Source organism: Flavobacterium sandaracinum (assembly GCF_004349135.1).
GTDB classification, from domain to species: domain Bacteria; phylum Bacteroidota; class Bacteroidia; order Flavobacteriales; family Flavobacteriaceae; genus Flavobacterium; species Flavobacterium sandaracinum.
On the sequence record NZ_SMFN01000029.1, the window covers coordinates 18,164 to 35,876 of the forward strand.

Below are 17,713 nucleotides of genomic sequence, written 5' to 3' on the forward strand. Positions count from 1 at the left end.
TTATGCTGGATCGTTTAATAAGTCTAAGAAGTCCACTGCATTGGCTTCCATTTGATGAACTATCTTGTCTGTCTTTACTACAAGGTGATTGTATCCTACGTACGCAATAATACCAACAACCAGGCCAACAACTGTGGTTGTCATTGCAGTATAAATTCCTTCTGAAAGAGCGCCTACTTCGATTTGACCTCCTGAGCTAGCCATTTTATGGAATGCTTGAATCATCCCAACAACCGTTCCAAGAAAACCAGTCATAGGTCCCGCTCCTGAAATAGTTGCCAGCATACTTACATTTTTCTCCAGTTTGTAAATTTCTAGTTTTCCAGCATTTTCAATAGCCGTATTGATATCGTCAAGTGGTTTTCCTATTCGAGAAATTCCTTTCTCAATTAGTCGTGCTACAGGTGATTTATAGTGTGCACAAATAATTTTAGCGTTATCAATGCGTCCGTTCTTGATGTTGTCTTTAATTTGCCCCATGAAGTTCGTATCTACTTTTGAAGCTGCATTGATGGCCATTAAGCGTTCAAAATAGAGGTATAAAGCAATAAAAAACATTAGAAATAAGGAGATCATTATGATCTGACCTGCTAATCCTCCGCTAGTTAATAGTTCAATAATTGATAAAGTTTTTTCAACAGGGACTGTATCGACTAAACTTTCTTGTGCAACGGATAAGGTATCCGCTTGTAACAATAGACTCATAGAAATTTTATTTGGTATGAAAACGCTAATATATTATAAAAATTGCTAATTACTTTGATTAAAATAGTCAACGGGATGGTTTTGTTTGGGGTGTTTAGTATAAACCATTTAAAAAGTCAGTTTAATGCATTTGTTAGGAACATGATGCATCAAACTGACTTTTAATTATAAAATTGTAAAATGAAATTGTTTTTACAATTAAGTAATTCTTATGTTAACTGCTTCAATGCGATTTCAAAAGCAGTGGCGCTAATATTTGTTTTACTTGGATTTAAAGCATGTGCTTTTTCAATTGCTTTTTTGATAATTTCCGAAGTGTCTAGGAAGATTGCTTCATCGGTCATTTGTACTTTCTTTTCCATGAAATAAGCAAAAACTCTTGCCATACCACAATTAGAAATAAAGTCAGGAATTAAACTTACTTTGTGGTCAACATTTTCCATAATTGGACCAAAAAAGATTTCTTTATCAGCAAAAGGAACATTTGCACCACAAGAAATTACTTCCAGACCATTAGCAATCAAACTGTCAATTTGAGATTGAGTTACCAGTCTTGAAGCGGCACATGGAGTGAATATTTCAGCGCCAATAGTCCATATTTTTTGATTTATTTCTTCAAAAGGAATCATTTTTTCAGCAACCAGTTTATTCCCGTCTTTGGCAAGAAATAAAGCTCTTATTTCTTCGAAAGAAAATCCTTCTTCGTTGATCAGTCCACCATCTCTGTCAATGATTCCAATTACTTTTGCTCCCATTTCGGCTAAATAAAAAGCAGCAGCAGAACCTACATTTCCAAAACCTTGTACGATGGCTTTCTTTCCTTTTACATCACCACCATAAATCGTGTAATAATTACGAACGGCTTCGGCAACGCCATAACCGGTAATCATATCAGCAACCGTATATTTTCTAGAAACATCTGGTGAGAATTTTGGATTTTCTATCACTTTCACCACACCTTGACGCAATTGTCCAATTCTGTTGATTTTATCTGCTTCGGTTGGTTTAAAGTGACCGTTGAAAACGCCTTCTTGCGGATGCCAAACACCACACTCTTCCGTCATAGGAATTACTTCGTGAATTTCATCTACATTCAAATCGCCACCTGTTCCGTAATAACTTTTCAATAATGGAGAAACGGCTTTATACCAACGTTGTAAAACGCCTTTTTTTCTTGGATCATTTGGGTCAAAATTAATTCCAGATTTAGCACCGCCTATAGCAGGTCCAGAAACTGAAAACTTCACTTCCATGGTTTTTGCCAAAGACAAAACTTCATTCATATCCAACCCTTTTCTCATACGAGTTCCACCACCAGCAGCACCACCACGTAGCGAATTGATGACTGTCCATCCTTCAGCTTCCGTTTCCGCATCTTTCCAATGGAAAACTATCTCAGGTTCTTTATTTTCGAATTTCTTTAATAAATCTTTCATTTTTTGCGATATGTTTAATTTTGGCAAATATAAAAAATAGAATAATGTGAATTATGTATTTTTAATTTTATTTTGAAGGGTTTGAAATTTAAATAAAGGGGAATTAGTACACGGAACGGTCTAAAATAAAAGCGGTTAAAACACCAAAACAATAGGCAATTAAATCACTAAATAGAAACCCATGCCCCAAAATGTAATGTCCTGGAACTGTTTTCCGAACTGCGATAATCCAATCTGATTGATACAGTTGTGAAAATTCAATTGCAAAACAAATAGCAATAGCAATCCACACAATTTTTAGTTTAGACGTTTTTAAAAGTAGGAATCGGATCATGAAGTATATCATTGTGGCATATAAAACGTCTCCAATACACAATGGGATAAAAGTAAATGTTCTAGAAAATAGTCCTAGCAAAATAATTATTGAAATTGTTATCAGGTGATTGACTCGATGGTTTTTCATGCTCTAAAAATGACACCGGAACTATGGTCTTTTTTTGCTCCTGTTACGCTACTTAGAACATTGATTTCCCCTCGTAATTTTAAAACACCAAGTAACGCAAAAATCAAAGCCTCTTTGAATTCTAAAATTTTAGCTGTTGGAATTATTAGTTTCATTTTTGGTAAATGGAATTGAATTCTCTCAAGAAGAAAATCATTGTATGCACCGCCTCCAGTTATAAAAAGACTGCCATTTTTATTTGGCAAAGCCAAAGCAATTTGCATAGCCACATGCTCCGTGAAAGTACGTAATTTGTCCTCAACAGGAATAGAATAGCTGTTGATAATAGGTAAGATAGTTTCTTTTACAAATTCGAAACCCAAGGATTTAGGGTGTTTTTTTTGGTAAAAATTCAAAGCATTTAATTCATTCAATAAATGTTTATTGCAAATTCCAGTTCTGGAAATACTGCCTTCGTCATCATAATCCAGCCCTAATTGATTCGCATAAAAATTCAAAACGGTATTTACAGGCGAAATATCAAATGCGATTCTTTGTTTATTTTGTTCATAGGAAACATTTGAAAAACCACCTAAATTCATGCAATAATCATATTCAGGAAATAGTATTTGATCGCCGATAGGAACCAGAGGAGCGCCTTGGCCTCCAAGTTGCACATCTTGAACTCTAAAATCGCAAATTACAGTTTGGTGGATCAAAGATGCAATCTGGGGTAAATTACCTATTTGAAGTGTAATTCCGTTTTGCGGTTGATGTACTATAGTATGACCATGAGAACAAACGGCATCAAGATTCGTGATGTACTTTTTTTTGATGAAATTACTAATAATATCAGCCAGTAGCGAGGTGTAATCTTGATTCAGTGTTTCGAGAGCTGCCGAAGAGAAAGATACTGCAATTTTTAATTTGTTTAACCAATCGGTTGTATAGGGAACAGTTTCAGAGTCTACTATTTCAAATCCCCAATTATTATTTTCCACAGTAAAGACAATGTGTGCCAAATCGACTCCGTCCAGCGAAGTTCCAGACATGACTCCTACTATACTATATTTTTCTTTAAACATTGGCTAAATTTACGAAAACGTTTGAAATCTGATATTAAATAATTACTTTTGTCCACAAATTTAAGAACATTTAATTTATAATAAAAATATGGATTTTAATCTAACCGAAGAGCATTTAATGATTCAACAAGCTGCTAAAGATTTTGCTATCGCAGAATTATTGCCTGGCGTTATTGAACGAGATGAACATTCAAAATTTCCAACCGAGCAGGTGAAAATGATGGCTGATTTAGGTTTTATGGGAATGATGGTGGATCCTAAATACGGAGGGTCGGGTTTAGATAGCATCTCTTATGTTTTGGCAATGACAGAAATTGCGAAAGTTGACGCATCCGCTGCTGTGATTATGTCCGTTAATAATTCGCTAGTTTGTGCTGGTATAGAGAAATATTGCAATGAAGAACAAAAAATAAAATATTTAGTTCCTTTGGCAAAAGGAGAGGTAATCGGTGCTTTCTGTTTATCAGAGCCTGAGGCAGGAAGTGATGCAACTTCACAAAAAACAACCGCAATAGACAAAGGAGATCATTATTTGTTAAATGGTACAAAAAACTGGATTACTAACGGTTCAACTGCGTCAACATATTTAGTAATTGCTCAAACGGATATTGAAAAAGGTCATAAAGGAATCAATGCTTTTATCGTTGAAAAAGGTTGGGCTGGATTTGATATTGGACCAAAAGAAAGAAAAATGGGAATTCGTGGAAGCGACACCCATTCTTTAATGTTTACTGATGTAAAAGTTCCTAAAGAAAATAGAATTGGTGAAGATGGATTTGGATTTGCTTTTGCAATGAATGTTTTAAATGGTGGAAGAATAGGGATTGCATCTCAAGCTTTAGGGATTGCAACTGGAGCCTACGAAATTGCCTTAAAATATTCTCATGGGAGAAAAGCATTTGGAAAAGAAATTTTCAATCATCAAGCGATTGCTTTTAAATTGGCTGATATGTATGTGAAAGTCACTGCTGCAAGATTATTAGTGATGAAAGCAGCTTGTGAAAAAGATGAAGGTAAGGATATCGCACATTCTGGTGCGATGGCAAAATTATATGCGTCAGAAATAGCTTTAGAAGTGGCAAATGAAGCAGTTCAGATTCATGGCGGGAATGGTTATGTTGCTGAATATCATGTAGAACGTATGATGCGGGATTCTAAAATCACACAAATTTATGAAGGAACTTCTGAAATACAACGAATTGTAATCTCAAGAGGATTGGTATAGTAAGAAACAAATTATAATTATTAAAAACCCTTTTCAATTTCGGTTGAGAAGGGTTTTGTTCATTAAATCAAGTTTTAAATATTGGGATTAGTAGTAAATTAAAAAATAGCTTTGCTTTGAGTAATGGTACGATTGTCTAAGAAGAGCGGTTTTAATCGACTTTAAACTTTAAAAGTAAATCATGTGATGAGCCTTTTTGGTATTCGTCAAAAGTTTAAAAATTGGATATCGTAGGAGTACTAATGTTGCTTTGTAGATTTTTGGGATTTGGCTTTTAGTACTTAAAGTAGCATGGTGAGAAACTAAAATGATTACGGATTTAGTATTGGTGCTATTTTCTTTCTCTTAATTTTAGCGTATTCGTTTTTTGCTAGCGCTAATCAGCCAATAGAACAACAAGGCATTGTAGAAAAATATGCGACGTATTCTCCTTTTTTAATTGGTATTTTTTTGAGCGCTATTAATTTTCTTCAAGTACCATTTTGGACCGAATGGAATCTCTATTTGATGAATGGGAATTATATTTCAATTGTAAATAAAGACAAAGTGTATTATATTGCGGGAACTTTGGTAGGTACATTTATGGGGATGCTCGGTTTAATTTTGATTTTAAACACTTTAGCTCAAAACACAAGTAGCTTTTCTACATATGTAATCCCAGTTGTAATTCCGTTGTTTTTTGTGGTTTTGGCTGTTGTTCAAATGGTTAAAGTTTATAGAAAATAGTATAAAAATAAAACGGAATCATAAAAGTTTAATACTAATTCACAGCTGTCTTTATTAATCCTAACTCTTTTCAATTATGAAAAAACTTTTTCTTTTACTCCCATTTCTTTTCTTGTGTTGCAAACCTTCTTCTGTAGTTGTAAAGGATGCCGCAAATAGTGTTCCATCGCATATTGCGTATACGGTGCAGCAAGAGGATGTTGCTAAAACGTTACAATATTTAGCTTCAGATGAATTAGAAGGAAGGGAAACTGGACAAGCAGGGATGGTAAAAGCTGCGGATTATTTAGAGCAGTTTCTTAAAGATAATGAGGTAAAGCCCTATTTCAAATCATATCGGGATACACTTTCTACTTTCAAGGGTACTGCGTTTAATATAGTTGGTTATATTGAAGGTACTGATGCTGTTCTAAAAAATGAATTTATAATTCTAAGCGCGCATTATGATCATATTGGAATAGATAAGAAAGGGGTGAATGGGGATTTTATTAATAATGGTGCCAATGATGATGCCTCAGGAACAACCGCAGTTGCCGAAATGGCAAAGTATTTCAGTAGTGCCAAAAATAACAAACGTAGCATTCTTTTTGTGTTTTTTGCAGGAGAAGAAAAGGGATTATTAGGTTCTAAACATTTAGCCAAGAAATTGAAAGCACAGGATTTTAAACTCTATGCGCAGTTCAATATTGAAATGATTGGTGTCCCAATGAAAAGAGATTATTTAGCTTATATTACGGGTTTTGATAAGTCGAATATGGCTGGGAAAATAAATGAATATACTGGAAAAAACACGATTGGTTTTCTTCCAAAGGAAGCCGAATTTCAACTCTTTTACAGATCGGATAATTTCTCTTTTTATGATGTTTTCAAAGTTCCTTGCCAATCGGTTAGTACTTTCGATTTTGAGAATTTTGAATTCTATCATCATGTTTCAGATGATTTTAAAGCAATGGACATTCCACACATGACATCCTTTATACAAGAATTATTGCCTGCTGTAGCACAAATGGCAAACACACCTACTCAAGAAATAATAATGCTTAAATAAGATAAGAAACGGATTGCTTCATGTCATAAGCCAAAATATAATAGTCATTAGTGTTGAATTGAAAATCGCCTATAATAGTCCATTTTAGCTTTTCGGTATGCGCTTTGGTGGAGGGGATATTGATTTTGTTAATGAAGGTCAAACTCAAAGGATATTTTTGCGACAGGTTTATTCTCATTAACTCAAAAAGGGATGTTATTAATCCCTTTCCACGGTAGTCCTTATGAATGCTAACGGGTCCATATTGGAAACTATTGGTGGTAGTGATCTTAAAATCTAAAAAAGTTAGTTTGGGAAAAAGGGAATTCATATAGTTAAAAATGGGCCATTGATTGAAGAATTCCCAACTACCGGCAAAAATATACCCAATGATTTTGTTGTTGTCTTTTGCTAGGAACAATTCTTCTTTTTGGATTACTTCGGTAAGCTGTAGTACTGTAAATGGCGTGGTAACAAATCCAAAAGCTTTTTCTTCTTCGGATAAATTAGTGACAAGGTATAAATCTTGTAGTGCCAAAACGCCTTCAATATCACTTATTTTTGCAATTTCGAATGTGATAATTTGTCTCATTTTCTGCTAATTCGATGGTTAGGATTCTGAATCAAAAATAAGGAATTTTATAATAAAATTTTAATTTCATTGCCGTAACAATCTTGGCGTAAAGCATTACTTTTTTGTTGTTTTTGTTTATTTTTGTTTCATGAAAAATATTATTATCACAGGAACAAGTAGGGGAATAGGATTTGAATTGGCCTTGCAATTTGCAGCTGCCGGTCATCAGGTGCTTGCTATTTCTAGAAAAATTCCTCAAGCTTTATTAGGCAACGAAAACATCACTTGTCTTTCGGTAGATTTATCAAATGAATCTGAATTAGATAAAGTAAATGAGTTTCTTTCCAAGTCTTGGAAACAAGTCGATGCTGTCATTCATAACGCAGGAAGTCTATTGTTGAAACCTTTTCTAGAAACAACGCAAGAGGATTTCGAAAATATTTATAAAGTCAATGTTTTTGGAGTTGCTAATTTGACTCGTGTTTGTTTGCCGTACCTACAAAAAGGAAGCCATGTGGTAACGATTAGTTCTATGGGCGGAATTCAGGGAAGTTTGAAGTTTGCTGGATTGGCGGCTTATAGTTCGAGTAAAGGAGCCGTGATTACATTATCAGAATTACTGGCAGAAGAATACAAAGATCGTGGAATTTCATTCAACGTTTTAGCGTTAGGATCAGTGCAAACTGAAATGTTAGCTGAAGCTTTTCCAGGCTATCAAGCGCCTATATCAGCAAGTGAAATGGCCAATTATATTTATGATTTTACGTTGAACGGTAATAAATATTTCAATGGAAAAGTGTTGCAAGTTTCTTCAACTAATCCGTAACTCCTATTTGTTTTGAGCGAAACCTTAGCCAGATACATTCCCGAGCATGCGGTAAAACCCGTTTTCGAACTTATTGTTGCCCATCAAGTGCATCTTAAGATTGTCAACGAGCGCCAGACGCGTCATGGAGATTATCGAAAAGGATTGAATGGAAAGCATGAAATTACGGTAAACTCAAACCTGAATAAATACAAGTTTTTGATCACCTTGATTCATGAGATTTCGCATTTGGTGGCCTTTGAGAAATTCGGGCGAAACATTAAGCCGCATGGAAATGAATGGAAATATTCTTTTCAGCGGTTGATGATTCCTTATATTCGGCCAGAAATTTTCCCGAATCATTTGTTGCCTTTATTAGCGAGACATTTCAAAAACCCAACTGCTAGCAGCGATACAGATGCTACTTTGGCTTTGGCACTGAAACAATTTGATCAGCAAAATGATAAAAATTATGTTTTTGAAATTCCTTATGGAAGTGTTTTCCGTATCCAAAACGGAAAGATTTTCAAGAAAATAGCCGTTAGAACGAAGCGTTTCGAATGCCTTGAAATGAGTTCTGGGAAAACGTATTTATTCAATCCTAATGCTGAGGTCGAGTTGTTGAAATCAAGTTAGCCTTTTACTCTTTCACATACGCTCCCATACTTTTTTGAATAAACAAAGATTATAATCACTTGATTAGTAATTGCTTTTTCATGCATGCAAATGTGAAACTTGTATTTTCATGTAAATTTTATCTTATATTTACTGTATGGTCTCAACTTTACAAACACAGTTTCATTATGAAACACACAATCTTATCATTTTTATCCGTTTTTTTATTAAATGGATGCGACAACGAAGCACAGTTTAACCCGCAATTACCGGCCATAACCCAAATAGGAGCTAATACTTTTGGGGCTATTATTAACGGACAAATTATGGTACCCCGAAACAGTCAAGGTTATATACCGCCTGGAAGCACACATTATGCTGTGAATTACTTAACATCAAATGATTGGGAACAAATACAAGCGGGTGATGCAAAAACAAATAGAGGATATATTTATATATATATAGAAAATAATGAGAAACAATATCCTTTAAAAGTTAATAGCTACATAGTTGGTAATAGTAACGGAGCTAGAGAACATGAATTAAGCGAAAATACACTAATCACTGCAATTATTTATGATTCAAAAGGAGTTCAAAAAAAATACTTATCCGTCGCTGATACTGGAAGCATCAATATTACCCGAAGTGATATTGATATTATTTCTGGAACATTTTCGTGTAAACTTAAATCTGAAGAAAACCCTAACAACATTATAGAAATTAAAGAAGGTCGCTTTGATTTTACTAAAAACACCATTAATTCCACAAACTTTAATTAAAACTGTAAGATAGAAATGATTTTATACAATGATAAAAAATTATCAAAAATTTTTATCAAACTAAATCATTGTTCTCCCTACAACAAGGGGAAGAATTTTTATTACCAAACATAAATTTGTAAAAACAAATAAACAATCAGAAAATTGAAAAAAACACTACTTTTAATTGCGGGATTGTATTTTACAAATCTACACGCACAGTTGCCCACAGTACAACAATATCAAGCCCAACAAACCAGTGATTGGCAAACGGCACTTTCAACACTCAAAACCGATAGTCAATAGACTACCGATTTAGAAATGCTGTACGACAAAGTAACCCCTTTTGCAGGTTTGTATGCTTATAATGAAACGGATAACAATGCTTCTAGCTCCCCACATTTTAAACAAGCTTTGTCAGAACTATATAGAGCCTCTGATAAATTAAAATTTGAATCATCAGAAATCTTATAAAACAGACTTAAAGCACATTATGAATTACAAAGAACTGCTCGAACACAACCTTATTATTCAACCATAGTAAAAGTAGGGATTATTAACACTGCAATAAGCTACTTAAATTACAACGAAGAATTCCCGAATGATGGCGGTGTAAAACTGATTAATGGGGTTTATGTTCCTGCAAACAATTTACCCCCTTTTATACAAAAGCAAGTAACGATTGTATCTCCGCTTGAGGAGTTAATACTTACCCCCGACAATAATGTTACCTACCAGTTCAATACCAGTGAAATCTATCAGTGGGGCGACAAACAAATAACTACTATGACAGCCGATTTTGGAGATGGCGTAACCAAAACCCTAATGCAAAACCAACAATGGATGCAAAATACCATTACCATTAATTATCCCACAGTAAATGAAAATAAGTTGCTTAAATTTAACATAACCTATACCGACGGTTCTACACTTACTACCTATGCTGGTATAGGAATAGGGAGCGATGCCTCGGTAAATAGTTTGACAGCCCGTGGCACTTCGGGCCTAATGCGTCATAACTCCACAATTGATGACAGTAATGGAGCAATAGGGCAACTGGAATACCGCATTTTTTATGGCGACCAAAACTCCAACAATGTACTTAAAAAACCTTTCATCATTGTAGATGGTTTTGACCCTGGAGATATAAGAAGAATTCTAGAAGATGATTGTGCCACTGACCCTAACTGCATAAAAGCCAATAAAGATTGGGGGACAAAAACCTATGAGTCAGTATCTTTTTTGATGAAATATAATAATCAAGATAAAGATTTAAAAGCATAACTAACTGCCTTAAACTACGATGTTATTATTGTTAATTTTCCAACTTACACCAACAATCTAGGACACGTAATTGATGGAGGGGCGGATGATATTTTTAGAAATGGTAGAACAGTAGCCTCGTTTTTACAAAAAATAAATCAAGAGATTAAAAATAATGGAAGTACGGAAAAGTTAGTTGTTATTGGTCCAAGTATGGGCGGTCAAATTACACGTTATGCTCTGGCTTATATGGAGAAAAAACAGCAAGAAACCAATAATGTTATTTGGAACCACAACACCCGCCTATGGGTAAGCATGGATAGCCCACATCAAGGGGCAAGCATACCACTTGCTACACAAGGGGATTTGTATTTTTTAGGGGAACTATTGGGCAAAAACGAAGCCAAAAGTAAATACAGAGATGTAATCAATTCTAAAGCAGCGCGACAAATGTTGTTAACTATTGCAGGAGCAGGGAGTAATTTTTACAACACTGACCACGATATTTATAACCAAGAATTAATCGCAAGCGGAGTTGCTAACAGTAATGGGTATCCTGTACAAAATGGAATTCGTAAAATTGCGATTGCAAATGGTTCAATGAGTGGAGCAAAAAGTGTTAATCCTTCGGAAAAGTTTTATGAAATAGTAGCTTTGGCTAAATTGCGTTCTGTCTTAACATTTGGTATACGATTTGCGAAAGTTCCTGTATTTCGTATCAACAACTGGTTTATGCCAGATAAAAATGCTACATCTATGTTACTTCAAAATTACTCGAAAAAACCAGAGGCGGCTATTTCTTGGAATATTACAAACAATTTAGGGATGGGAAGTTTAGATGCTGTTCCTGGGGGGAGCTTTAATGCTGCCAATGATTTAAAAACGGAAGTTTACAATACACTAAAAGGAACTAATGCTTTGAGTTTTCCGATTTTCATTCCTCTTTTGTGGTCAGGAGAAAGGCTAGAAGTTGAACAAAGAATTCCTAATAATATTGATATAACGATAGCTCCTCAAGCTTTCATCCCTACCCACTCTGCATTAGATACTAATGGTTTTTCTGACTGGTATCAGCCAATTGATAAAAATTTAGTTTGCACTAATCAAACACCATTTGACAGTTTTTATGGTGAAAACACCAATATGGGGCACATCACTTTTACAGATAAAATGGTTGATTGGTTGCTAAAAGAATTAGGAGACAGTACTCATCCCCCGATACCCCAACACCCATCATTCCCCGTTCAGAGCATTGCACTAACGGGAGCTTCAATGATTTGCCTAGATGTAAATTCAATTTATCAATTTACAGACATCTGCAAAGTGCCAAGTGCTGTAACTTGGTCTGTATCACCAAACATTCAAATCGTCAGTTCAAATAGTTATGGTCTGACTATTAAAGGATTTTCGAGCGGTGATGGAACGATTACAGCAATTTTTCAGAATGGTTTGACTGTAACAAAAACTATATGGGTAGGAGTTCCACAATTTAACGAGTTTACATTTGGTAGCTTGGGTTCAACACAAAGTCTATGTATAGCTTCTGCTAATGATTATTCCTACTCTATTCCTGAATTAAATTCAACTGACGAAATAATTTCCAATTTTAGCGGTTTAACATCAACAGAAATATTAGTTGCTACAAACTGGGAATGGCAAAAATTGAATGGCCTAATCATATTAAACGGTACAAAAAACAGTCGCAATGTATGTACTATAGGTGCGGGACAAACTAGTGTAAGTGTAAGAGCAAAAAATGCCTGTGGTTGGAGCAATTGGGTTGAATTACCATTTGAAATTACTGAATTACCATTATCTTGGAGACAAAGCCAATCCATCTTTACAATATATCCCAATCCATCAACTGATTTTGTAAACATCAAATTAAGAGATCAAAATCTTAAACCCAAAACTAATTCTTGAATTATAGCAGAACTGTATGATTTGATGGGGCATAAAAAGGCAAAGGTTGAAATCAAGAATAATATTGCAACAATTAGTGTGCGCGGTTTACCAAAAGGAATTTATGTTCTGAATATAAATATCGATGGTCAGATAGAAGGACATCAAGTGATAGTTGAATAAACCTTTATAAACTCATTCTAATAATAGCGGTCTTGGGGCAATCCTAATTACCGCTATTTTTTTTATATATCATATACTTGATTGATTTGTCGTTTTTGTAAATCAATAATGAAGTTACAATAAAAAAGTAGTTTAAAGTAGGATAGCATTGCACGTATTGTTTTACTCTTTCAAATACGCTTCCCGTACTTTTTTGAATAAATTAGAAGAATAAACAAAATCAACAACCGATTGATTATCTGTTTTAAAGATTTCTTCTTTAGTTCCTTCCCAAGCTTTTAAACCGTCTTTAAGGAATAAGATTCGCTCTCCAATTTCCATCACGGAGTTCATGTCGTGAGTATTTATGACTGTTGTGATGTTGTACTCTTCTGTGATTTCTTTGATCAAATTATCAATCAAAATTGCTGTATTGGGATCTAAACCAGAGTTAGGTTCATCGCAAAATAAGTATTTAGGTTTGTTTACGATGGCACGAGCAATAGCAACACGTTTTTGCATCCCTCCAGAAATTTGAGAAGGTAATTTTCCATGTGCGTCTGTTAATGCTACTCTTTCTAGCACAAAATCAACACGTTCTTTTATTTTAGCTTTGTTGTCTTTGGTAAACATTCGTAATGGGAATCCAACATTTTCAGCTACAGTCATGGAGTCAAACAGAGCACTTCCTTGAAATACCATTCCAATTTCCGTTCTAAGCTCTCTCTTTTCATTAGGATCTAACTCGGAATAAATTCGTCCATCAAAACATATTTGGCCTGATTCAGGTGTGTGAATACCCAAAAGACTTTTTAATAAAACTGTTTTTCCAGAGCCACTTTGTCCAATAATTAAATTGGTTTTTCCAGTTTCAAAAACGGTCGAAATGCCTTTAAGAATTTTGTTTCCGTTAAATGATTTTTCTATATTTTTAATTTCTATCATGAGCCTAGTAACAGTTGTGTTAATATGTAATTAAAAAGTATAATGGAAACGGATGTCCAAACAAAGGAAACGGTGCTCGCTTTCCCTACTTCAAGTGCGCCTCCTTTCATGTAATAGCCGTGAAATGAAGGTATGGTTGCTAATAACATCGCAAAAATTAATGTCTTTATGAAGGCATAAACAATATGAAACGGAATAAAGTCCATTTGAGTTCCATTTATAAATTCAGCGCTTGAGATAAAGCCGCCATAAACACCCGCCATCCATCCACCGAGAACGCCTAGAAACATGGCGATTCCAATAAGAAATGGATATAACAATAAGGCTATTATTTTTGGGAATACAAGATAATTTAAGGAATTTACCCCCATTACTTCTAGGGCATCAATTTGTTCCGTAACCCTCATCGTTCCGATGCTTGAAGTAATAAAGGAACCCATTTTTCCAGCCATAATAACGGAAATAAAAGTGGGAGCAAACTCTAGTATTACGGATTGACGTGTTGCAAAGCCAATAAGGTATTTAGGAATCAAAGGATTCGTCAAATTTAATGCAGTTTGAATGGCAACAACTCCTCCTACGAAGAAAGAAATGAAGGCAACAATACCGAGTGAACCGATAATTAAGTCATCAATTTCTTTAAAAATAAGATTTTTCATTACAGACCATTTGGTTTGTTTATTGAAAATTTCTTTTAGCATTAAGAAGTATCTTCCTATTTGCGTTATATAGCGAATGAGCATCATAAGTTTTGCGAATATGGGCTAAATTACAAAAAATGTTAGGAGTTATCTCTTTTGGTTCAGCTGTTTTTTGATTTTGTTGGCTAAATAAGCTTTTGTTTCATTTTCTTCAAACGGTATTTTCGGATGAATTTTGCTTGTTCACTTGTTACTAATAAAGGCGTTTGGGCCGCTTTAGCTTTCCAGAAACCTTTGATGTAATCTATAAAAAGCAGCGGTTTTTTCTTCATTATCGCCAGTTTTGCCGAAGCTATGGAAGTGATTAAAAAACCGTAGCCTAAAGTGTAAAATGCTTCTCCTTGTTTGTATCGGGCTGTTTTGTTGTAGTTTGCTCCGGTTGGTTTTAGATGTTTTACAATTAATGAAGCATCCGTAACGACTTTCCATCCGTAAAATTTCGAGAGTAATTCATCGACGGTATCCCAACCCATTGCTGGCTTCAAATTGCCTATTTGTAGAAAACATTCTTTTCTGTAGGCTTTGAAGGCACCTCTAATGTGGTCTTTATCAGTTAGATTTTCTAGAATCCAAGAGCCATTTTTCTCGATATACGCAAATCCACCAACCATTCCTATGGTGGCATCTTTTTCGAAAGTATTTAAAATAGTTTCAAAATAATTGTTGGGTAGAATCAAATCGGCATCTAGCTTTACAATGACATCGTAATTTTCGTCCAATGTTTCAAAGCCTTTTTGAAAAGCCTGAATGACTTTGCTTCCTGGCAAATGTATCGCTTCAGAACTCTTATTAACTAAAGTAATGAACGGATTTTCTTTAGCGAAAGAAGTTACAATTTGGGCCGTTTTATCTGTTGAATTGTCATTGACAACAACTACTTTTTTAGGTAAAACGCTTTGCGAAATCAAAGAATTTAACGTTAAAGCAATAAAATCTTCTTCGTTATGCGCCGGAATGACAATGTAGTAATTCATTATTTTATTTTTTCGGCATAAACGATATAATATCTCGGTGTGAATTTTCGAAGTAATGGTCGAATTCCGAGTTTCTTTACCGGATTGGTCCACTTTTCTCGGTCTATTATTTTCCAACCGGTTTTTTCCAAAAGCCAATCGAGTTGCCAATCTTCAAATTCATGGTAATGTCTGTCCCATAAATCTGTTTTGCTTCTATAGGCTGGGGAAAACCAAAGACGCATGGGAATGGATATAAATAGTTTCTCGGATTTTATTTCTTTTAAAATAGTGAAAGGATTTAAAAGGTGTTCAAAGATCTCGAAAGCAGTTACCACAGTCGTTTTTTCAGATTGAAATACCGATTGATCTAGGTCTAAATCTTCACCAGTTGTGTTTTTAACATTGAAACCTTCTTCCTTCATGATTTTAGAGAAAGGGTTTTCAACACCTAAATCTAAAATGGTCTCTGAATTTGACACGTGTTTTTTTAGAAATTCTAAAGTATGTTTGAATCTTTTATTGGGAAACGTTTTCTCGTACATGTTTATTTATTTTGCGCAATCCTCAAGCCTCGGGAATGAAGCCACAAATATAGTAATAAAAGTGTTTTTTGGTATTGTTTTTTAGCCCTGATGGAAATGAAAATCCCGGAGCGGCAAAAGGTAGTTTTTCAGGGTGCAAAAAGCGACTAAAAGAAGCTTTCTTGCACCCTAGAAAAACAAGTTTTGTAGTGAGGAATTGTAATGTACAGCAGGAATAGCTCCTAATGCAATTTAATATCTATAAATAAATGCGTTGATGTTCATTCCTGCTCCAACAGAGGCAAAAATCATAACATCCCCTTTGTGTATTTCTTGATTCTGGATTTCGCCGCGAATTAGCAAATCAAAAAGAGTAGGGACGGTGGCCACACTGCTATTTCCCAGTTCATGAATGCTCATGGGCATAATGTCTTTAGGAACTGCTTTGTCGTAAAGTTTATAAAAACGATGGATTATGGCTTCGTCCATTTTTTCATTGGCTTGGTGAATGAGAATTTTTTTAACATCGTCAATACCTAATCCGCTTTTGTCTAAACAGCTTTTCATGGCTGCTGGAACATTATTAAGAGCGAATTCATATATTTTGCGCCCGTACATTTTTATATAGCGAGTGTCTGGGTCCAAATCAACATTGTAGGACTTGCCAAAAAACAAATAGCCAGCTTCGTCATTTGCATAGGTAGCACTTTCATAGGCGAGTAATCCCGTTTCATCATCTGAAGCCTCAATAATAGAAGCACCTGCACCATCAGAATAGATCATGGAGTCTCTATCATGAGCATCAACTACTCTGGATAACGTTTCTGAACCTATGACTAAACAGCGCTTTGCCATTCCGGATTTGATGAATGCATTGGCTTGAAGTACGCCTTCAATCCAGCCTGGGCATCCAAAAAGAATGTCATACGCGACACATTTTGGATTTTTTATTTGTAATTTATGTTTGACACGGGTAGCCAAACTTGGAAGCATGTCGGATTGGGTTGTGCCGTATTTTACATCGCCAAAGTTATGAGCGAAAATAATGTAATCGATTGTTTCTGGATCAATTCCAGCATTTTCAATTGCTTTTTGAGAAGCTAAAAAAGCTAGGTCGGAGGAGTTTAAATGATCTTCAGCATAACGCCTGTGTTCAATTCCTGTTATGCCTTTAAATTTATTGATTACTATTTCATTTGGATAGCCAAAAGCTGTTCCATCCTCGTTTAAAAAAACATGTTCGCTAAAATCTATATTGCTTACTTTTTTCTCAGGAATATAACTTCCTATTCCAGCTATTTTTATTTTCATTGCGTAAATTTTCCAAATTTTAGGCTAATTTAATCATTAAAAAATAATTACAATCATAAAATTTACTATGCGTGCATATAATTACGAAATAATAACTTATTGGCAAAATTTTTGATTATTTTATTGCGAAATTGATGTTTTGATGTGATATTTATTTCTTAAATCTTTTAAGTGAAAAAAAGTAATTTTTTTAAATTTTGAATTAAAAGAATTTTGAATTCATTTTTATTTTTGAATCCAAAAAAAATGTCCCGATTTACACTGCCCCCAAAAAGTTAGACACTATTTGGGGGCATTTTTATGGAAAGAAAAGTCAAGTATGAATACACATTTAAGCTTGAATGTGTAGAATTAGTTATCAAACAGCACAATTCCTGTGTATCTGTAGCTAATAAAAAGATGGTTCATAGATCCAGTATTAAGAAATGGGTTAGATTATACAATTATTATGGTGAAGATGGATTAATACCAAGGAAGAACCGTAGTTATAGTGATGCATTTAAATTCAATGTTTTACAATCAATTCAGAAAGATTCTTTGTCATTATTGGATAG

At 34.5% G+C, this 17,713-nt stretch carries 22 protein-coding genes; 12 read left to right on the plus strand and 10 right to left on the minus strand.

Annotation, left to right across the window (positions count from 1 at the left end; genetic code table 11):
* The 4 genes from E0F91_RS16335 to E0F91_RS16350 all read right to left on the minus strand — a co-directional run bounded on the left by E0F91_RS16335 (position 1) and on the right by E0F91_RS16350 (position 3,668).
* On the minus strand, positions 1 to 705 hold the full coding sequence (locus E0F91_RS16335; RefSeq protein WP_132067465.1) for a MotA/TolQ/ExbB proton channel family protein: 705 nt from the start codon (positions 703 to 705) through the stop codon (positions 1 to 3).
* A 209-nt stretch (positions 706 to 914) separates the two neighbouring features.
* Positions 915 to 2,141, minus strand: a complete 1,227-nt coding sequence (locus E0F91_RS16340) for a Glu/Leu/Phe/Val dehydrogenase dimerization domain-containing protein (protein WP_132067466.1) — start codon at positions 2,139 to 2,141, stop codon at positions 915 to 917.
* A gap of 103 nt (positions 2,142 to 2,244) precedes the next feature.
* The gene (locus tag E0F91_RS16345; protein ID WP_132067467.1) at positions 2,245 to 2,604 is read right to left on the minus strand and encodes a ribosomal maturation YjgA family protein; all 360 of its coding nucleotides are present in this window, start codon (positions 2,602 to 2,604) and stop codon (positions 2,245 to 2,247) included.
* Positions 2,601 to 3,668: an anhydro-N-acetylmuramic acid kinase gene (locus E0F91_RS16350; protein WP_132067468.1), complete on the minus strand. Its 1,068-nt coding sequence runs from the start codon at positions 3,666 to 3,668 to the stop codon at positions 2,601 to 2,603. The genes E0F91_RS16345 and E0F91_RS16350 overlap by 4 nt, the downstream gene beginning before the upstream one ends.
* 88 nt (positions 3,669 to 3,756) lie before the next feature.
* On the opposite strand from E0F91_RS16350, the gene E0F91_RS16355 reads away from it, so the two are divergent.
* The 3 genes from E0F91_RS16355 (at position 3,757) to E0F91_RS16365 (ending at position 6,667) form a co-directional block, all read left to right on the plus strand.
* On the plus strand, positions 3,757 to 4,893 hold the full coding sequence (locus tag E0F91_RS16355) for an acyl-CoA dehydrogenase family protein (protein WP_132067469.1): 1,137 nt from the start codon (positions 3,757 to 3,759) through the stop codon (positions 4,891 to 4,893).
* Between the two features lie 450 nt (positions 4,894 to 5,343).
* Positions 5,344 to 5,619: a hypothetical protein gene (locus E0F91_RS16360; RefSeq protein WP_132067470.1), complete on the plus strand. Its 276-nt coding sequence runs from the start codon at positions 5,344 to 5,346 to the stop codon at positions 5,617 to 5,619.
* Between the two features lie 76 nt (positions 5,620 to 5,695).
* Positions 5,696 to 6,667: a M20/M25/M40 family metallo-hydrolase gene (locus E0F91_RS16365; protein WP_132067471.1), complete on the plus strand. Its 972-nt coding sequence runs from the start codon at positions 5,696 to 5,698 to the stop codon at positions 6,665 to 6,667.
* Here the strand turns inward: E0F91_RS16365 and E0F91_RS16370 are convergent.
* Positions 6,660 to 7,238, minus strand: coding sequence for a GNAT family acetyltransferase (locus E0F91_RS16370; protein WP_132067472.1), 579 nt, complete (start codon positions 7,236 to 7,238; stop codon positions 6,660 to 6,662). The genes E0F91_RS16365 and E0F91_RS16370 overlap by 8 nt on opposite strands.
* Before the next feature lie 130 nt (positions 7,239 to 7,368).
* Between E0F91_RS16370 and E0F91_RS16375 the strand changes: the two genes are divergently transcribed.
* The 8 genes from E0F91_RS16375 (at position 7,369) to E0F91_RS18255 (ending at position 12,746) form a co-directional block, all read left to right on the plus strand.
* Positions 7,369 to 8,046 carry an SDR family NAD(P)-dependent oxidoreductase gene (locus tag E0F91_RS16375; protein ID WP_132067473.1) on the plus strand — a complete coding sequence of 226 codons (678 nt, stop codon included), beginning with the start codon at positions 7,369 to 7,371 and terminating at the stop codon, positions 8,044 to 8,046.
* 12 nt (positions 8,047 to 8,058) lie between these two features.
* Complete coding sequence (locus tag E0F91_RS16380; RefSeq protein WP_132067474.1) at positions 8,059 to 8,661, plus strand: SprT-like domain-containing protein; 603 nt, start codon at positions 8,059 to 8,061, stop codon at positions 8,659 to 8,661.
* A gap of 167 nt (positions 8,662 to 8,828) precedes the next feature.
* Complete coding sequence (locus tag E0F91_RS16385; RefSeq protein WP_126554599.1) at positions 8,829 to 9,419, plus strand: Riean_0653 family protein; 591 nt, start codon at positions 8,829 to 8,831, stop codon at positions 9,417 to 9,419.
* A 144-nt stretch (positions 9,420 to 9,563) separates the two neighbouring features.
* Entirely contained in the window at positions 9,564 to 9,704 is a 141-nt protein-coding gene (locus E0F91_RS17815; RefSeq protein WP_165930154.1) for a hypothetical protein, read from the plus strand.
* 15 nt (positions 9,705 to 9,719) lie between these two features.
* Positions 9,720 to 9,872, plus strand: coding sequence for a hypothetical protein (locus E0F91_RS17820; protein WP_165930155.1), 153 nt, complete (start codon positions 9,720 to 9,722; stop codon positions 9,870 to 9,872).
* Between the two features lie 312 nt (positions 9,873 to 10,184).
* Positions 10,185 to 10,682, plus strand: coding sequence for a hypothetical protein (locus tag E0F91_RS16390; protein WP_132067475.1), 498 nt, complete (start codon positions 10,185 to 10,187; stop codon positions 10,680 to 10,682).
* A gap of 132 nt (positions 10,683 to 10,814) precedes the next feature.
* Positions 10,815 to 12,584, plus strand: a complete 1,770-nt coding sequence (locus E0F91_RS16395) for an alpha/beta hydrolase (RefSeq protein WP_279432793.1) — start codon at positions 10,815 to 10,817, stop codon at positions 12,582 to 12,584.
* 21 nt (positions 12,585 to 12,605) lie between these two features.
* Positions 12,606 to 12,746, plus strand: a complete 141-nt coding sequence (locus E0F91_RS18255; protein WP_132067477.1) for a T9SS type A sorting domain-containing protein — start codon at positions 12,606 to 12,608, stop codon at positions 12,744 to 12,746.
* 162 nt (positions 12,747 to 12,908) lie between these two features.
* Here the strand turns inward: E0F91_RS18255 and E0F91_RS16405 are convergent, their stop codons facing one another.
* From E0F91_RS16405 to E0F91_RS16425, 5 genes are all read right to left on the minus strand, one after another.
* The gene (locus E0F91_RS16405; protein ID WP_073351517.1) at positions 12,909 to 13,670 is read right to left on the minus strand and encodes an ABC transporter ATP-binding protein; all 762 of its coding nucleotides are present in this window, start codon (positions 13,668 to 13,670) and stop codon (positions 12,909 to 12,911) included.
* Positions 13,667 to 14,416: an MlaE family ABC transporter permease gene (locus E0F91_RS16410; RefSeq protein WP_132067478.1), complete on the minus strand. Its 750-nt coding sequence runs from the start codon at positions 14,414 to 14,416 to the stop codon at positions 13,667 to 13,669. The genes E0F91_RS16405 and E0F91_RS16410 overlap by 4 nt, the downstream gene beginning before the upstream one ends.
* A gap of 80 nt (positions 14,417 to 14,496) precedes the next feature.
* Positions 14,497 to 15,345: a glycosyltransferase family 2 protein gene (locus E0F91_RS16415; protein ID WP_132067479.1), complete on the minus strand. Its 849-nt coding sequence runs from the start codon at positions 15,343 to 15,345 to the stop codon at positions 14,497 to 14,499.
* Positions 15,345 to 15,869, minus strand: a complete 525-nt coding sequence (locus E0F91_RS16420) for a class I SAM-dependent methyltransferase (RefSeq protein WP_073351513.1) — start codon at positions 15,867 to 15,869, stop codon at positions 15,345 to 15,347. Before E0F91_RS16420 ends, E0F91_RS16415 begins: the two co-directional genes overlap by 1 nt.
* 231 nt (positions 15,870 to 16,100) lie before the next feature.
* Positions 16,101 to 17,159: a 3-oxoacyl-ACP synthase III family protein gene (locus tag E0F91_RS16425; RefSeq protein ID WP_132067480.1), complete on the minus strand. Its 1,059-nt coding sequence runs from the start codon at positions 17,157 to 17,159 to the stop codon at positions 16,101 to 16,103.
* Between the two features lie 300 nt (positions 17,160 to 17,459).
* Between E0F91_RS16425 and E0F91_RS18260 the strand changes: the two genes are divergently transcribed.
* On the plus strand, positions 17,460 to 17,713 hold a 254-nt coding region (locus E0F91_RS18260), incomplete at its 3' end, for a helix-turn-helix domain-containing protein (RefSeq protein WP_132065327.1).

Bases quoted from the DNA above. Each gene is read 5' to 3' on its own strand.
- E0F91_RS16385 (WP_126554599.1), top strand. From the start codon at position 8,829: ATGAAACACACAATCTTATCATTTTTATCCGTTTTTTTATTAAATGGA.
- E0F91_RS17820 (WP_165930155.1), top strand. From the start codon at position 9,720: ATGCTGTACGACAAAGTAACCCCTTTTGCAGGTTTGTATGCTTATAAT.
- E0F91_RS16410 (WP_132067478.1), bottom strand. From the start codon at position 14,416: ATGATGCTCATTCGCTATATAACGCAAATAGGAAGATACTTCTTAATG.
- E0F91_RS16335 (WP_132067465.1), bottom strand. From the start codon at position 705: ATGAGTCTATTGTTACAAGCGGATACCTTATCCGTTGCACAAGAAAGT.
- E0F91_RS16415 (WP_132067479.1), bottom strand. From the start codon at position 15,345: ATGAATTACTACATTGTCATTCCGGCGCATAACGAAGAAGATTTTATT.
- E0F91_RS16370 (WP_132067472.1), bottom strand. From the start codon at position 7,238: ATGAGACAAATTATCACATTCGAAATTGCAAAAATAAGTGATATTGAA.
- E0F91_RS16340 (WP_132067466.1), bottom strand. From the start codon at position 2,141: ATGAAAGATTTATTAAAGAAATTCGAAAATAAAGAACCTGAGATAGTT.
- E0F91_RS16375 (WP_132067473.1), top strand. From the start codon at position 7,369: ATGAAAAATATTATTATCACAGGAACAAGTAGGGGAATAGGATTTGAA.
- E0F91_RS16425 (WP_132067480.1), bottom strand. From the start codon at position 17,159: ATGAAAATAAAAATAGCTGGAATAGGAAGTTATATTCCTGAGAAAAAA.
- E0F91_RS16355 (WP_132067469.1), top strand. From the start codon at position 3,757: ATGGATTTTAATCTAACCGAAGAGCATTTAATGATTCAACAAGCTGCT.
- E0F91_RS16345 (WP_132067467.1), bottom strand. From the start codon at position 2,604: ATGAAAAACCATCGAGTCAATCACCTGATAACAATTTCAATAATTATT.
- E0F91_RS16405 (WP_073351517.1), bottom strand. From the start codon at position 13,670: ATGATAGAAATTAAAAATATAGAAAAATCATTTAACGGAAACAAAATT.
- E0F91_RS16390 (WP_132067475.1), top strand. From the start codon at position 10,185: ATGACAGCCGATTTTGGAGATGGCGTAACCAAAACCCTAATGCAAAAC.
- E0F91_RS16350 (WP_132067468.1), bottom strand. From the start codon at position 3,668: ATGTTTAAAGAAAAATATAGTATAGTAGGAGTCATGTCTGGAACTTCG.
- E0F91_RS16420 (WP_073351513.1), bottom strand. From the start codon at position 15,869: ATGTACGAGAAAACGTTTCCCAATAAAAGATTCAAACATACTTTAGAA.
- E0F91_RS16365 (WP_132067471.1), top strand. From the start codon at position 5,696: ATGAAAAAACTTTTTCTTTTACTCCCATTTCTTTTCTTGTGTTGCAAA.